The sequence below is a fragment of the Shinella sp. JR1-6 genome (assembly GCF_004284735.1).
In the GTDB taxonomy this organism is placed as follows: Bacteria; Pseudomonadota; Alphaproteobacteria; order Rhizobiales; family Rhizobiaceae; genus Shinella.
Window position 1 is genome coordinate 141270 of the sequence record NZ_SHMI01000003.1, and the last position, 14360, is coordinate 155629.

Here is a 14360-nt window from a genome sequence, read left to right on the forward strand (position 1 = left end):
ATGCTGGGGGATGAGGGGCAGGGGCAGGATACCGGCGCGCGCGTCGTCACCATCGCCCGCAGCTTCATCGGCACGCCCTACCGGCATCAGGGCGCGCTGAAGGGGGTCGGTTGCGATTGCCTCGGGCTGGTACGCGGGGTCTGGCGGGAGCTTTACGGGGCGGAGCCGGAAATGCCAGGCGCCTATGCCGCGGACTGGGCGGAGCGGGCGGGCGCGGAGCGGCTGCTGGAAGCGGCGGCACGGCATTGCGGGGCGGCGCTGCCTGCGGCGGCGCTGCGGCCGGGCGATATCCTGATCTTTCGCTGGCGGGCAGGGGTGGCGGCCAAACATGCCGGCATCGCGGCGCCCGACGCGCGTTTCATCCATGCCTATGAGCAGGCGGCGGTGATCGAATCGCCGCTCGTGCCCGCATGGCGGCGGCGGATCGCCGGCGTCTTCCGCTTTCCGGAGATTTCCTGATCCATGGCGACACTTCTCTTCCAGGCCGCGGGCGCGACGCTCGGCGGCCTCTTCGGGCCGTTCGGCGCCATGCTGGGCCGGGCCGTCGGGGCACTGGCGGGCTCGGCGGTCGACCGCTCGCTGCTGGGCGGCATGACGAAGATCCCGGGTGCGCGGCTGAACGACGGGCGCGTTCCGGGGGCCGAGGAAGGCACGGCGATGAGCCGCGTCTACGGCACGGCGCGTGTCGGCGGCACGCTGATCTGGGCGACGCGCTTCGAGGAGGACGTCTCCGTCGAGCGCGCGGGCGGCAAGGCGAGCGGGCCGCGGGTCGAGACCTTCAGCTACTTCGCCAATTTCGCCGTCGGCGTGTGCGAGGGGCCGATCGCCGGCATAAGGCGCGTCTTCGCGGATGGGCGGGAGATCGACCTGACAGGCATCGAGATGCGCGTCCATCGCGGCACCGCCGACCAGGCGCCCGATCCGCTGATTCTCGCCAAGCAGGGGGCGGGCAATGCGCCGGCCTATCGCGGACTTGCCTATGTCGTCTTCGAGCGGCTGCCGCTCGACACGTTCGGCAACCGTATCCCCATCCTGCAGTTCGAGGTGCTGAGGCCGGTCGGCTCGCTGGAGGGCAAGGTGCGGGCGGTGACGCTCATTCCGGGTTCGAGCGAACACGGCTACGACCCGCAACTGGTGACGGAGAAGATCGCGGCCGGCAAGGCGCGCAACATGAACCGCAACACGCTGGTGGCGGCGACGGACTGGGTGGCCTCGATCGACGAGTTGCAGGCGCTGTGCCCCGGCCTCGAACGGGTCGGGCTGGTGGTCGCCTGGTTCGGCACGGACCTTCGGGCCGGCCAGTGCCGCATCCTGCCGGGGGTGGAGGCATCCGCCCGGCAGGAGGAGAGCAAGCCGTGGACGGTTTCCGGCATCGCACGCGAAGACGCCTATGTGGTCAGCCGGGTCGAGGGTCGGCCGGCCTATGGCGGCACGCCCTCGGATGCGAGCGTGATCGCGGCCATCCGCGACCTGAAGGCGCGGGCGATCGAGGTCTATCTCTACCCGTTCCTGATGATGGACGTGCCGATCGATAACACGCTGCCGGATCCCTACGGCGGCGCGCGGCAGGCGCCCTATCCCTGGCGCGGGCGCGTCACCTGCCATCCGCCATCGGCCGACGGGACAGTTTTGGCGCGCAATCAGGTGAACGCATTCGTCGGCGCGGCCGGGGCGGGGAGTTTTGCCGTTTCCGGCGAGACGATCACCGGGCCGACCGGCGACGAGGGGTTCCGGCGGCTGATCCTGCATTATGCGCTGCTGGCGGAGGCCGCCGGCGGGGTGGACGGGTTCCTGATCGGCTCGGAAATGCGCGGGCTGACATGGCTGCGCGACGGGAGCGGGGCCTTTCCCTTCGTCGACACGCTTGGCACACTTGCGGGCGACGTGCGCGCGATCCTCAGACCGGGTACGAAGATCACCTACGGTGCGGACTGGAGCGAATATTTCGGCTACCAGCCGCCGGACGGCAGCGGCGAAGTGCGCTACCATCTCGACCCGCTCTGGGCGTCCCCGGCGATCGATGCCGTCGGCATCGACAACTACATGCCGCTGTCCGACTGGCAGAATGCCGATACGCTGGCCGGCAATCCGGACGGGTTCCGCCACTGCGAGGACATGGCAGCCATGCGCGCCATGATCGCGGGCGGGGAAGGTTTCGACTGGTATTACCCCGACGCGGCGGCGCGGGTGGCGCGCGAGCGTGTGCTTATCACCGACGGCATGGCGGGAAAGCCCTGGGTGTTCCGCTACAAGGACCTCGAGAGCTGGTGGGGCAACCGCCACTACGAGCGGGGACCGGGCGGAGCGGAACTCTCTGGCCACACGGCCTGGGTGCCGCGTTCCAAGCCGATCTGGTTCACCGAACTCGGCTGCCCGGCGGTCGACAAGGGACCGAACCAGCCGAACGTCTTCGTCGATCCGAAGAGCTCGGAAAACGCGCTGCCCTATCATTCCGGTGGCGCGCGCAATGACAGCATTCAGCGGCGCTTTCTCGATGTGCATCACGGCTGGTGGCAGGGCGACGGGCCGGAGGCGGGCATGGTCGATCCGGGCCATGTCTTCGTCTGGACCTGGGATGCACGGCCCTATCCGGCCTTTCCCGAGGACACGGCGCTCTGGTCGGACGGGCTCAACTGGCAGCGCGGGCACTGGCTGAACGCGCGGCTCGGGGCCGGGACGGTGGCGGATGTGATCGCGGCCATCCTGAAGGATCACGGTTTTCACGATTTCGACGTCTCGGGCGTCGCGGGGGATCTTTCCGGTTTCGTACAGGCCGACCAGACCTCGGCGCGCGCCCTGATCGAGCCGCTGATGGAGGCGTTCCAGATCGATGCGCTGGAGGCGAACGGCAGGCTCGTCTTCCGCTCGCGGCTGAAATCTGCATTGCCACCGGCGCAGATCAGCGTGCTTGCCGAACGGCCGGAGGAGGCGCTGTTCGAGGAGAGCCGCGGGCATCTCAGCGATTTTGCGGGCGAGGCGATCCTCGACCATTTCGACGATTCGGGCACCTATGCGCGCGTGACGGCGCGCTCGCGCCGCATGGCGGGGGAGAACAATCGCGTGCTGCGGCTGGCGCTGCCGGCGGTGCTGCATGCGGGGGCGGCCGCGGCAAGCGTCGAGGCGGCGCTCCGCGACCAGCGGGCCGGGCAGCGGCGCCTCACCTTCCGCCTGCCGCCGACGGCGATGGGCGTGACGCCGGGCGACATCGTGCGGCTGGCCGACGGGCCGGAAGGGCGCTTCCTCGTCACCGGCGTCACCGACGGGCTGGTGCGCGAGGTGGAGGCGCGGGCGATCGCGGCCGGGGAAAGCCCGGCGCCATTGCTGCTGGACGGCCGCGGGCGGCCGGTCGGCGGCGCGGGACCGGGGCCGGGCGATGGCTTTGCGCCGGACGTCGTTTTTCTCGATCTGCCGGTCCTCGGGTCGGGCAGGGCGCAGGACTTTGCGCGTGTCGCAGCCTATGCGCAGCCGTGGCGATCGATGATCGTGTCGAGTTCCGGAGGCAGCGAGGGCTACCGCAGCCGCGTGCGGCTGGACCGGCCGGCGCGGATCGGCACGTTGGTCGCACCGCTGGCGGCGGGCGTCGTCGGGCGGTTCGATCCGGGGCGGGCGGTCGTGCTCGACCTGCCCTTCGGCGGGCTTTCCTCGGTGGAGACGCTTGCCATGCTGAACGGCGCCAACCGGCTTGCGATCAGGGCCGGCAACGGGGCCTGGGAAATTATCGGCTTTGCCGGGGCGAGCGAGATCGCGCCGGGGCGGTGGCGGCTCACCGGGCTGCTGCGTGCCCTCCATGGTACGGAGGACGCCATGGTGTCCGGCCATGCAGCGGACGCGCGGGCGGTGGTGCTGGACGATGCCGTCGTGCCGCTCGGCCTCGACGTGGAGGAGGTGGGGCGGCCATCGAACTGGCTGGTCGAGCCTGTCGGCATGACGCCGGGGCAGGCGGGACCGTTCGTCTTTGCCGGCGGGGAGCGGGCGCTGACGCCCCTGGCACCGGTGCATCTGCGCGGCCAGCGGAACCTCGACGGTGCCGTGCGCCTCTCGTGGATCCGGCGCGGGCGGATCGATTCGGACAGCTGGCTGGCTGCCGAGATCCCGCTCGACGAGCCGGTGGAGGCCTACCGTCTCGATATCCTCTCGGGCGAGACCGCGGTGCGAAGCGTCGAGACCTCGGCGCCGGCCTTCACCTATCCCGTTGTCCAGGAGCTTGCCGATTTCGGGGCGCCGCAGGCGGCGCTCTCCATCCGCGTGCGCCAGCTCGGCCGGGCCATCCCGCTCGGCCTGCCGGCACGCGCGACGATCACCCTTTGACGGAAAGGAACTCCGATGAATGACGACGCGAAAGCCTGGTATCAGTCGCGCACCGTCTGGGGGGCGCTGGTCGCGATCCTCGCTTCGCTTGCCAATGCAGCGGGTGTCGAGGTGACGGCCGGGGACGAGGGGGAACTGGCCGATCTCCTCGTGGCGGCGGTGGGCACGCTGGGCGGGCTTGTGGCGCTCTACGGGCGGATTTTGGCGCGCCGGCGCGTGCGGTGAGGCGGCTTGATGATCCACAAGGCATTCATTTGCCATTCAGCGTGGATCGTTTATTGCTTGCATCACACTGATCCACACCCGAAAGTACATTCATGGCCTCGCCACTTCTCATAACCGCCCTTGCGGCCAGCATGATCCTCCCGGGTCCCGTCGAGACGGGCACTGCACGGAGCGTCGTCGAGGTCGCCGGCGATTGCAGCGACGCGGCTGCGCAGGTGGTTTCCCAGACGGGGGGCGAACTGCTCTCGGCGCAGCCGAAGGGCGATACCTGCGTGGTGACGGTGCTCGTGCCCGGCAAGGGCAATGCCCGGCCGCGCAAGGTGACCGTGCGCGTGCCGATGTAAGGCCTTCGGCGTTCGTGATGGAATGAGTGAGATAGGAAAGAGGGCGAATGCGCATCCTGGTGGTCGAGGACGATGTCAACCTGAGCCGGCAGCTCAGCGAGGCCTTGAAGGAATCAGGCTATGTGGTGGACCAGGCCTTCGATGGCGAGGAAGGCCACTATCTCGGCGATACCGAACCCTATGACGCCATCATCCTCGATATCGGCCTGCCGGAAATGGACGGGATCACCGTTCTTGAAAAGTGGCGTGCCGACGGCAAGACGATGCCTGTCCTCATCCTCACCGCCCGCGACCGCTGGAGCGACAAGGTGGCCGGTATCGATGCCGGCGCCGACGACTATGTCGCCAAGCCCTTCCATGTCGAGGAGGTGCTGGCCCGCATCCGCGCGCTGATCCGCCGCGCGGCGGGCCATGCGAGCCCTGACATCGTCTGCGGGCCGGTGCGGCTCGACACGAAGGGCTCCAAGGCGACCGTCAACGGCGAGACGCTGAAGCTGACCTCGCATGAATACCGGCTGCTTTCCTACCTCATGCACCATATGGGCGAGGTGGTATCGCGCACGGAACTGGTCGAGCACATGTACGATCAGGATTTCGACCGTGATTCCAATACGATCGAGGTTTTCGTCGGGCGCCTGCGCAAGAAGATCGGCGTCGACCTGATCGAGACCGTGCGCGGCCTCGGCTACCGGATGCAAGCCCCCGCCAATGGCAAATAAGGCCAGGCGCTCCCGCTCGCTCACTTTCCGCGTTCTTCTTCTCGCCTCGCTCTGGGCAGCGGTCGCGCTCATCGTCATCGCCGTCGTCATCTCGACGCTCTACCGCCAGAGCGCGGAGAAGAGTTTTCGCGATCTTTTGCGCGCGCAGCTCTACAACGTCATCAATTCCGTTTCGGCGGACGAGGAGACGCGGCTGACCGGCACGCCGCAGCTCGGGGACCTGCGCTTCTTCCAGCCGCAATCGGGCTGGTACTGGGTGGTCGAGCCGATCGGCGGGGCATTGGCGAGCGAGACGCTGACCTCTTCCTCGCTCGGAACGGGGAGCATCCCCATTCCCGATACCGACAGCATCCCCTTCGATACGCGCTACGAGCGCTTCTATACGACCATCGACTCCTTCGGTAACGAGGTGGAGGTGGGCGAGACGGAAGTGGTGCTCGACGATGAGGGGCGCACGGCACGCTTCCGCGTCATCGGCAACCGCGATGTGCTGGAGGGCGATATCGATGACTTCTCCGGGAGCCTCTATCTGGCGCTGGCCGGCTTCGGCGTGGGCAGCCTGCTTCTCAACGCGGCGGCGATCCTTATCGGCCTGAAGCCGCTCGACCGGGCGCGCAAGGCACTGGAGAAGATCCGCGCGGGGGAGAGCGAGCAGCTCGACGGCGATTTCCCGCGGGAAATCCTGCCGCTCGCGAGCGAGGTGAATGCGCTGATCGACAGCAACCGGCGCATCGTCGAGCGGGCGCGCATGCAGGTCGGCAACCTTGCGCACTCCCTGAAGACGCCGATTGCGGTTCTCCTCAATGAGGCGCGGCTGCTCGCCGCCCCGCAGGGCGATCTCGTCCGCACGCAGGCCGAAGCCATGCAGAGCCAGGTGCAATCCTATCTCAACCGCGCCCGCATCGCCGCCCAGCGCGAATCCGTGCTGGCACGCACCGAGACGCAGGCCGTTCTGGAGCGGCTGGTGCGCGTGATGCGGCGGCTCAATGCCGAGCGGCAGTTTCCGCTGACCGTCGACCCGCCCGGGCTGGTTCTGGCGATGGAACAGCAGGATGTCGAGGAAACCGTCGGCAACCTCCTGGAGAATGCCGCGCGGTACGCCCGCACGACGGTGGCCGTGCGCGCCTCCATGGCGCCCGCCGAGGTGCGCGGCAACGACGATGCGCGCAAGAACTGGATCGTCATCGAGGTGGAGGACGACGGGCCGGGGCTGGAGCCGGACGAGATTCGCGAGGCGATGAAACGCGGCAAGCGGCTCGACGAGAGCAAGCCGGGCACCGGGCTCGGCCTCTCCATCGTCAGCGAGATCGCCTCGGAGTACCAGGGAACCTTCGGGCTTTCGCGCGGACCGCGCGGCGGGTTGCTGGCGCGGCTCGTGCTGCCGGCCGTCACAAAGGATGTTGCCTGAGGCGGCGGACAATGCAACAAGGGAGGGGCTCGCGAATATGAGGATCGCGACGTGGACGAAGTGCCGGGAGGGCGTGTCGCTTCCGGGACCAGACCAACAGGAGCGCGCGGCGGTTTTGCAACCGCGTTTGCGTGGAAACGGAAAGCTAGAGCGTTTTCGCCGGCGGGTGAAGGCGCTCTCTCATGAAGAGAGACGGTCCCAGCGGATGAAGACGGGTTTGCGCGGCGCCTTTTTCCCCTTCCTTCTGGCAACAGCGACGGTTTCGGGATGCACGACCACATCGGGCGGCGCGGCCGGCACCGGTGGTAAGCCTGTTGCAGCCGGTGCGGGTGTTTACATCACGGCGCTGCAGGGTGGGCTCGTCAGCCGCAATGCCGGTGGCGCCCAGCTCTCCAAGGCGGATATGCAGCGGGCGCTGGAAGCCGAATACCGCGCGCTGGAAGCGGCGCCCGGCGGCCAGCCCGTCGTCTGGCAGGGCAAGGGCGTCGGCGGATCGGTGGTCGCGGCTGCGCCCTATCAGGTCGGCTCGCAGAACTGCCGGCAGTACAGCCATACGGTGACCGTAGAGGGCCGGGACACCGCGACGCGCGGCGCGGCCTGCCGCAATGCGGACGGAGCCTGGGCACCGCTGTCATAGCCTCCTGTTTCCGGCGGCCTCCCGTTGCCGGAAGGATGCGAGGCCTTTCGCCCTGATCGGCGCCGTTTCGGCTGGAAATGCGCAAACGCAAGCCTGATCGTTCGACGGTTGCGGCGAAACGCCTCAAATTCACGTCATCGTTCCCTGGGGAATTGGAAACGTTCGCGCGTTCCAGTATTTGAACGGTCATGTTTTTCTGGATTCTCGTCGCCATCATGACGGCAGCCGTGGCCGCCGTCCTCCTTCTCCCCTTGCTGCGCCGCCCCGTGGTGGCCGCGGACGATGCCGGCCATGACGTCGAGGTCTATCGCGACCAGCTTGAAGAACTGAGGCGCGACGAGGCGACCGGGCTTATCGGCGCGACCGAGGCCGAGCTTGCCCGCGCGGAGGTCGCGCGCCGGCTGATCGCCGCCAGCAAGGCCGAGGCGAAGGGCAGGGCAAGCCCCGCCGAGCGCAGAAACCGGCTGGCGCAGGCTTTCGTGATCCTCCTTCTGCCCGCCATCGGGCTCTGTCTTTACATCGCGACCGGCCGGCCGGATCTTCCGGCCCAGCCGCTCGCAGAGCGCCTTGCCAATCCCGGCAACGACATTTCCGTCCTGATCGCCAAGGCGGAGAACCACCTGGCGCGCAATCCGGACGACGGCGCGGGCTGGGATCTTCTGGCGCCGATCTACTATCGCAGCGGCCGGGTGGAGGATGCGGCAAATGCCTTCTCCCAGGCGATCCGCCTGCTCGGGCCGACGCCGGAACGGCTGGACGGCTATGCGGAAACGCTGATCGCCCAGTCGAACGGCATCGTGACCGCCGAGGCGCGTGCCCGGCTGGAGCAGTCGCTGGCGCTGAAGGCGGACAATCCGCGTGCCGAATACTATCTGGCGCTGGCGCTGGAGCAGGAGGGCAAGCGCGCCGAGGCGCGCGCCGCCTTCGAGGCAATGGTGAAGGAAGCGCCGGCCGATGCGCCCTGGCTGCCGCTCGTCAACCGGCATATAGCCGGGCTTGCCGGGGGAGAGGGCGGGGCGGTTGCCGGCGCCCTCGGCAATCCGACCGCCGACGACGTGGCGGCGGCGCAGGATCTGTCGGCGGGCGACCGCCAGCAGATGATCGCCGGCATGGTGGAGAGCCTTGCGGCGAAACTTCAGGAGAACCCTGATAATATCGAAGGATGGACGCGCATCATCCGTTCCTATGTTGTGCTGGATCAAAGGCCGAAGGCCGAAGCCGCGTTACAGACGGCGCTGAAGACCTTCCCGGCCGACAGCGACAACGGCAAACAGCTTCTGGCGCTTGCCCGGGACCTATCGATTTCGGCTGAGGGCAGCGGACCATGACTCGCAAGCAGAAACGTCTGGCAGTGATAAGCGGCGGTATCGCCTTCCTGGTGGCGGCGGTGCTGCTCGTCATGTTCGCCTTCAGCCAGTCCATCGCCTATTTCTATGTGCCCGGCGACCTTGCCAAGGCCAATGTCCCGCCGGGAACGCGCATCCGCCTCGGCGGGCTCGTGGAGGCCGGCACGGTCAAGCGCGGCGAGGGCTCCACCATCACCTTTACGGTGACGGATACGCTCTCGACGGTGCCGGTGACCTATACGGGCATCCTGCCGGACCTCTTCCGGGAGGGACAGGGCGTGGTGGCGGAAGGCGCCTTCGGTACGGACGGACTCTTTATCGCCGACACGGTGCTCGCCAAGCATGACGAGACCTACATGCCCAAGGACGTCGCGGACCGCCTGAAGGCGCAGGGCGTCGAACTTTCCGGCAAGGAAACGATCAAATGATCATCGAGCTTGGACACTATGCCCTGATCCTCGCGCTGGCGACCGTCATCGTCCAGTCGATCCTGCCGCTGGTCGGCACGATCCGCAATGACCGCGCGCTGATGGCCGTGGCGCCCGCCGCGGCCATGGCCGGCTTCCTCCTCGTGCTCTTCTCCTTCTCGGTGCTGACCTTCGCCTATGTCGTCTCGGATTTCTCGGTCGGCAATGTCTGGGAGAATTCGCACTCGCTGAAGCCGATGATCTACAAGATCACCGGGGTCTGGGGGAACCATGAGGGCTCGATGCTGCTCTGGCTCCTCATCCTCGTCTTCTTCAGCGCGCTCGTCGCCACCTTCGGCGCCAATCTGCCGGAGCGACTGCGCGCCAATGTGCTGGCCGTGCAGGGCCTCATCTCGACCGCCTTCGCGCTGTTCATCCTGCTTACCTCCAACCCGTTCCTGCGGCTCCAGCCGGCGCCCGCCGAGGGGCAGGACCTCAATCCGGTGCTGCAGGATATCGGCCTCGCCATCCACCCGCCGCTGCTCTATCTCGGTTACGTCGGCTTTTCCGTCAGCTTCTCCTTCGCCATCGCGGCGCTGATCGACGGGCGGATCGACGCGGCCTGGGCGCGCTGGGTGCGGCCGTGGACGCTGGCAGCCTGGAGCTTCCTCACCGCCGGCATCGCGATGGGCTCCTACTGGGCCTATTACGAACTCGGCTGGGGCGGCTGGTGGTTCTGGGACCCGGTGGAGAACGCCTCCTTCATTCCCTGGCTCGCCGGCACGGCGCTGCTGCATTCGGCGCTCGTCATGGAAAAGCGCGAGGCGCTGAAGATCTGGACGGTGCTGCTGGCGATCCTCACCTTCTCCATGTCGCTGCTCGGCACCTTCCTGGTGCGATCCGGTGTGCTCACCTCGGTGCATGCCTTCGCGACCGATCCGACGCGCGGCGTCTTCATCCTCGCCATCCTCGTCTTCTTCATCGGGGGCGCGCTGTCGCTCTTCGCCTTCCGGGCGGCGACGCTGAAGGCCGGCGGACTTTTCGCGCCGATCTCGCGCGAAGGCGCGCTCGTTCTCAACAACCTGATCCTGACGACCGCGGCGGCGACGGTGCTGACCGGCACGCTCTATCCGCTGGTGCTTGAGGCGCTTACGGGCGAAAAAATCTCCGTCGGCCCGCCCTTCTTCAACCTCACCTTCGGCCTCCTGATGCTGCCGCTGTTGCTGGCGGTGCCGTTCGGTCCGCTGCTTGCCTGGAAGCGGGGCGACGTGTTTGCCGCCGGCCAGCGCCTCTTTGCGGCGGCGGGAATCGGCCTCGTCTTCGCGGCGGTGGTCCTCTACATCCAGAACGGCGGGCCGGTGCTTGCCTATTTCGGCCTTGCCATCGGCTTTTACATGATCGCCGGTGCGATTACCGACCTGTGGCTGCGCGCCGGCGTCGGCAAGGTGGCGCGCAATGTCGCCTTCCGCCGCTTCATCGGCCTGCCGGGCTCGGCCTTCGGCACGGCGCTCGCGCATATCGGTGTCGGCGTGACGGTCGTCGGCGTCATCGCGGTGACGGCCTTCGAGACGGAGCATGTCGTCGAGATGAAGCCCGGCATGCAGATCGAGGCTGGCGGTTATACGCTGACTTTCGACGGCATGCGCCGCGGGCAGGGGCCGAACTATTCCGAGGAATCCGGCCACTTCACGGTGGCGCGTGGCGGTGTCGTCGTTACCGACGTCTGGTCGTCCAAGCGGCTCTATACCGCTCGCCGCATGCCGACGACGGAAGCGGGCATCCGCACCTTCGGGCTCAGCCAGCTCTATGTTTCGCTCGGCGATGCGATGGCCGACGGCGGCATCGTCGTGCGGGTCTGGTGGAAGCCGATGATCCTCTGCATCTGGATCGGCACGCTGATCATGATGGCGGGTGGCATCGTCTCCCTGTGCGACCGGCGACTGCGCGTCGGCGCGCCGCAGAAGGTGCGCAAGGTCAAGCCTGTGCTGGAGGCGGCGGAATGATGCGCCGCCTGCTCCTCGCCTCGGCCTTCCTGCTCGCCGCGACTCCCGCCTTTGCGGTCAATCCGGACGAGGTGCTGTCCGATCCGGCACTGGAGGCGCGCGCGCGCGCGCTTTCGGCCGAGCTGCGCTGCATGGTCTGCCAGAACCAGTCGATCGATGATTCCAATGCGGAGCTTGCCCGCGACCTAAGGCTTCTCGTGCGCGAGCGGCTGAAGAACGGCGACAGCGACGAGGCGGTGATCGAATACGTCGTCTCGCGCTATGGCGAGTTCGTGCTGCTGAACCCGCGGCTGCGCGGCGAGACGCTGCTCCTGTGGGGCGCGCCGATCGTGCTCTTCCTCGCGGGCGCGGCAGCGATGGTGCTCTTCGTGCGCAAGCGCGGCGGAAAGCCGACGGGGACACCGCTTTCCGAGGCGGAAAAAGCAGAACTGGAACGCGCCCTCAAGAGGGAATAGGCGTCCGCGCCCGGAATTGTCCAACATTACCAAAAATTCATGCGGCGGATAGTGTGCTGTAATGTGCAGGCGCCTATCTCTTGCTCATCCGCTGCCAAACGCAGCCATGAAGTGAGAGAAAAGGTGCAAAGAATGTCCAAGATTTCCGCATTCCGTCCGGGTCTCAAGACCGTCCTGAGGACGACCACCGTCGCCGGGCTTGCGGCCGTCATGCTTGCCACCGGCATTCCCGCGCGCGTCACCGAGAGTTTTGCACAAGCCGTGTCGGTGCAGGGGCCGCAGGTTGCGAGCTTCGCCGATGTCGTGGAGGCCGTCTCGCCGGCCGTCGTTTCCGTTCGCGTCCAGTCCGACATCAAGCCGGCCAATGACGAGAGCAATTTCAGCTTCAACTTCGGTGGCCGGGGCCTCGACGAGCTTCCCGACGATCACCCGCTGAAGCGCTTCTTCCGTGAATTCGGCGGCCCCGACCAGTTCCAGGGCGACCGTGGGCCGGATCGTCGCTTCGGAGAACGCGGCGACCGTCGCGGCCGTGACCGCAAGCCGCACCTGCGCCCGACCTCGCAGGGTTCCGGCTTCTTCATCTCCGAAGACGGCTACATCGTCACCAACAACCACGTGGTCAATGACGGCAGCGCTTTCACCGTCGTGATGAACGACGGCACGGAGCTCAACGCCAAGCTTGTCGGCAAGGACAGCCGTACGGACCTTGCCGTGCTGAAGGTCGAGGAGAAGGACAAGCGCAAGTTCACCTATGTGAGCTTCGCCGATGACAGCCAGATCCGCGTCGGCGACTGGGTCGTTGCCGTCGGCAACCCGTTCGGCCTCGGCGGCACGGTAACGGCCGGCATCATCTCGGCCCGCGGCCGCGACATCGGCTCCGGCCCCTACGACGACTACCTTCAGGTGGATGCTGCCGTGAACCGCGGCAATTCAGGCGGCCCGACCTTCAACCTCAACGGCCAGGTCGTCGGTATCAACACCGCGATCTTCTCGCCGTCGGGCGGCAATGTCGGCATCGCCTTCGCCATTCCGGCATCCGTCGCCAAGGGCGTCGTCGCCGACCTGATGAAGGACGGCAAGGTCGACCGCGGCTGGCTCGGCGTGCAGATCCAGCCGGTGAGCCGCGACATTGCCGACTCGCTCGGCCTTGCGGACGCCGCCGGTGCGCTGGTCGTCGAGCCGCAGGCCGATTCGCCCGGCGCCAAGGCCGGCATCAAGAAGGGTGACGTGATCACGGCGCTCGACGGCGAGCCGATCAAGGATCCGCGTGACCTTGCCCGCCGCGTCGCCGACATCGCGCCCGGCAAGAAGGTCGACCTTTCGGTCTGGCGTGACGGCAAGTCCGAGACGATCCCGGTCGAGATCGGCACGCTGGCCGGCGAACAGATCCAGGCAGCAACGGGCGCCGAGGAAGCCGAACCGGAAGCCCCGGCTGCCGAGCAGGCGCTTGCCGATCTCGGCATTTCGGTCACCCCTGACGACAAGGGCCTGACGGTTTCCTCCGTCGATCCGGACTCCGACGCCAGCGACCGCGGCCTGAAGCAGGGCGACCGCATCACCTCGGTCAACAACCAGCCGGTCAAATCGGCCGACGACGTGGTGAAGGTTCTCGATGGCGCCCGCAAGGACGGCCGCTCCAAGGCGCTGTTCCAGATCGAGACCAATGACGGCAGCCGCTTCCTGGCCCTGCCGATCGACCAGGGCTGAGCGGTTCCGCAATCCCGCTTGACGGCGCCGCGAAATCGCAAGGTTTCGCGGCGCTGCCGTATCCGGACGATGGCGCTCTGGCCAAGTCCTGCCGAACATGCTGTAAGGTCCTGACGATGAAGATATTGATTGTGGAAGACGATCTGGAGGCGGCCGCCTATCTCTCGAAGGCCTTTCGCGAGGCGGGCATCGTGCTCGACCACGCGAGCGACGGTGAAAGCGGTCTCTTCCTCGCCACCGAGAACAGCTATGACGTCCTTGTCATCGACCGCATGCTGCCGCGCCGCGACGGCCTGTCGCTGATCTCGGAGCTGCGCCGCCGCAACATCCATACGCCCGTGCTCATCCTCTCCGCACTCGGCCAGGTCGACGACCGTGTGACGGGGCTGCGTGCCGGCGGCGACGACTACCTGCCGAAACCCTATGCCTTCAGCGAGCTCCTGGCCCGTGTGGAAGTGCTCGGGCGCCGCAAGGGTACGCCGGAGCAGGACATGGTCTACCGCGTCGGCGATCTGGAACTCGACCGGCTGTCCCACACGGTCAAGCGTGGCGGCAAGGAGATCCTGCTCCAGCCGCGCGAGTTCCGCCTGCTCGAGTATCTGATGAAGAATGCCGGTCAGGTCGTAACGCGCACCATGCTGCTGGAAAATGTCTGGGACTACCATTTCGACCCGCAGACCAACGTCATCGACGTCCATGTCTCGCGGTTGCGCTCGAAGATCGAGAAGGACTTCGACCAGCCGCTGCTGCGCACCGTGCGCGGCGCGGGATACATGATGAAGGACGAGGCGGCGGGCTGAC

13 protein-coding genes are annotated in these 14360 nt (G+C 67.3%); all 13 read left to right on the plus strand.

Annotation, left to right across the window (positions count from 1 at the left end; genetic code table 11):
• The 13 genes from EXZ48_RS05975 to EXZ48_RS06035 all read left to right on the plus strand — a co-directional run bounded on the left by EXZ48_RS05975 (position 1) and on the right by EXZ48_RS06035 (position 14359).
• A complete protein-coding gene (locus tag EXZ48_RS05975) occupies positions 1-459 on the plus strand; it encodes an NlpC/P60 family protein (RefSeq protein WP_130515148.1) in 459 nt (152 codons plus the stop codon).
• Between the two features lie 3 nt (positions 460-462).
• The gene (locus EXZ48_RS05980; protein WP_130514824.1) at positions 463-4308 is read left to right on the plus strand and encodes a glycoside hydrolase/phage tail family protein; all 3846 of its coding nucleotides are present in this window, start codon (positions 463-465) and stop codon (positions 4306-4308) included.
• A 15-nt stretch (positions 4309-4323) separates the two neighbouring features.
• Positions 4324-4533, plus strand: a complete 210-nt coding sequence (locus EXZ48_RS05985; protein WP_023514098.1) for a hypothetical protein — start codon at positions 4324-4326, stop codon at positions 4531-4533.
• 92 nt (positions 4534-4625) lie between these two features.
• The gene (locus tag EXZ48_RS05990) at positions 4626-4877 is read left to right on the plus strand and encodes a hypothetical protein (RefSeq protein WP_130514826.1); all 252 of its coding nucleotides are present in this window, start codon (positions 4626-4628) and stop codon (positions 4875-4877) included.
• A 47-nt stretch (positions 4878-4924) separates the two neighbouring features.
• Positions 4925-5596: a response regulator transcription factor gene (locus tag EXZ48_RS05995; protein WP_023514096.1), complete on the plus strand. Its 672-nt coding sequence runs from the start codon at positions 4925-4927 to the stop codon at positions 5594-5596.
• A complete protein-coding gene (locus EXZ48_RS06000; RefSeq protein WP_023514095.1) occupies positions 5586-7004 on the plus strand; it encodes a HAMP domain-containing sensor histidine kinase in 1419 nt (472 codons plus the stop codon). Before EXZ48_RS05995 ends, EXZ48_RS06000 begins: the two co-directional genes overlap by 11 nt.
• A 205-nt stretch (positions 7005-7209) precedes the next feature.
• Positions 7210-7641: a putative outer-membrane lipoprotein gene (locus tag EXZ48_RS06005; RefSeq protein WP_023514094.1), complete on the plus strand. Its 432-nt coding sequence runs from the start codon at positions 7210-7212 to the stop codon at positions 7639-7641.
• 188 nt (positions 7642-7829) lie between these two features.
• Entirely contained in the window at positions 7830-8969 is a 1140-nt protein-coding gene (ccmI, locus tag EXZ48_RS06010) for a c-type cytochrome biogenesis protein CcmI (protein ID WP_130514828.1), read from the plus strand.
• On the plus strand, positions 8966-9415 hold the full coding sequence (gene ccmE / locus EXZ48_RS06015) for a cytochrome c maturation protein CcmE (RefSeq protein WP_023514092.1): 450 nt from the start codon (positions 8966-8968) through the stop codon (positions 9413-9415). Before ccmI ends, ccmE begins: the two co-directional genes overlap by 4 nt.
• On the plus strand, positions 9412-11397 hold the full coding sequence (locus EXZ48_RS06020; RefSeq protein WP_050743562.1) for a heme lyase CcmF/NrfE family subunit: 1986 nt from the start codon (positions 9412-9414) through the stop codon (positions 11395-11397). The genes ccmE and EXZ48_RS06020 overlap by 4 nt, the downstream gene beginning before the upstream one ends.
• Entirely contained in the window at positions 11394-11852 is a 459-nt protein-coding gene (locus EXZ48_RS06025; protein ID WP_130514830.1) for a cytochrome c-type biogenesis protein, read from the plus strand. Before EXZ48_RS06020 ends, EXZ48_RS06025 begins: the two co-directional genes overlap by 4 nt.
• A 132-nt stretch (positions 11853-11984) precedes the next feature.
• Entirely contained in the window at positions 11985-13559 is a 1575-nt protein-coding gene (locus tag EXZ48_RS06030) for a Do family serine endopeptidase (protein ID WP_050743563.1), read from the plus strand.
• A 116-nt stretch (positions 13560-13675) separates the two neighbouring features.
• Positions 13676-14359, plus strand: coding sequence for a response regulator transcription factor (locus tag EXZ48_RS06035; RefSeq protein ID WP_023514088.1), 684 nt, complete (start codon positions 13676-13678; stop codon positions 14357-14359).
• The last annotated feature ends 1 nt before the right edge of the window (position 14360 follow it).

Coding starts and splice junctions, on each gene's coding strand:
- EXZ48_RS05975 (WP_130515148.1), top strand. CDS start 1: ATGCTGGGGGATGAGGGGCAGGGGCAGGATACCGGCGCGCGCGTCGTC.
- EXZ48_RS05980 (WP_130514824.1), top strand. CDS start 463: ATGGCGACACTTCTCTTCCAGGCCGCGGGCGCGACGCTCGGCGGCCTC.
- EXZ48_RS05985 (WP_023514098.1), top strand. CDS start 4,324: ATGAATGACGACGCGAAAGCCTGGTATCAGTCGCGCACCGTCTGGGGG.
- EXZ48_RS05990 (WP_130514826.1), top strand. CDS start 4,626: ATGGCCTCGCCACTTCTCATAACCGCCCTTGCGGCCAGCATGATCCTC.
- EXZ48_RS05995 (WP_023514096.1), top strand. CDS start 4,925: ATGCGCATCCTGGTGGTCGAGGACGATGTCAACCTGAGCCGGCAGCTC.
- EXZ48_RS06000 (WP_023514095.1), top strand. CDS start 5,586: ATGGCAAATAAGGCCAGGCGCTCCCGCTCGCTCACTTTCCGCGTTCTT.
- EXZ48_RS06005 (WP_023514094.1), top strand. CDS start 7,210: ATGAAGACGGGTTTGCGCGGCGCCTTTTTCCCCTTCCTTCTGGCAACA.
- ccmI (WP_130514828.1), top strand. CDS start 7,830: ATGTTTTTCTGGATTCTCGTCGCCATCATGACGGCAGCCGTGGCCGCC.
- ccmE (WP_023514092.1), top strand. CDS start 8,966: ATGACTCGCAAGCAGAAACGTCTGGCAGTGATAAGCGGCGGTATCGCC.
- EXZ48_RS06020 (WP_050743562.1), top strand. CDS start 9,412: ATGATCATCGAGCTTGGACACTATGCCCTGATCCTCGCGCTGGCGACC.
- EXZ48_RS06025 (WP_130514830.1), top strand. CDS start 11,394: ATGATGCGCCGCCTGCTCCTCGCCTCGGCCTTCCTGCTCGCCGCGACT.
- EXZ48_RS06030 (WP_050743563.1), top strand. CDS start 11,985: ATGTCCAAGATTTCCGCATTCCGTCCGGGTCTCAAGACCGTCCTGAGG.
- EXZ48_RS06035 (WP_023514088.1), top strand. CDS start 13,676: ATGAAGATATTGATTGTGGAAGACGATCTGGAGGCGGCCGCCTATCTC.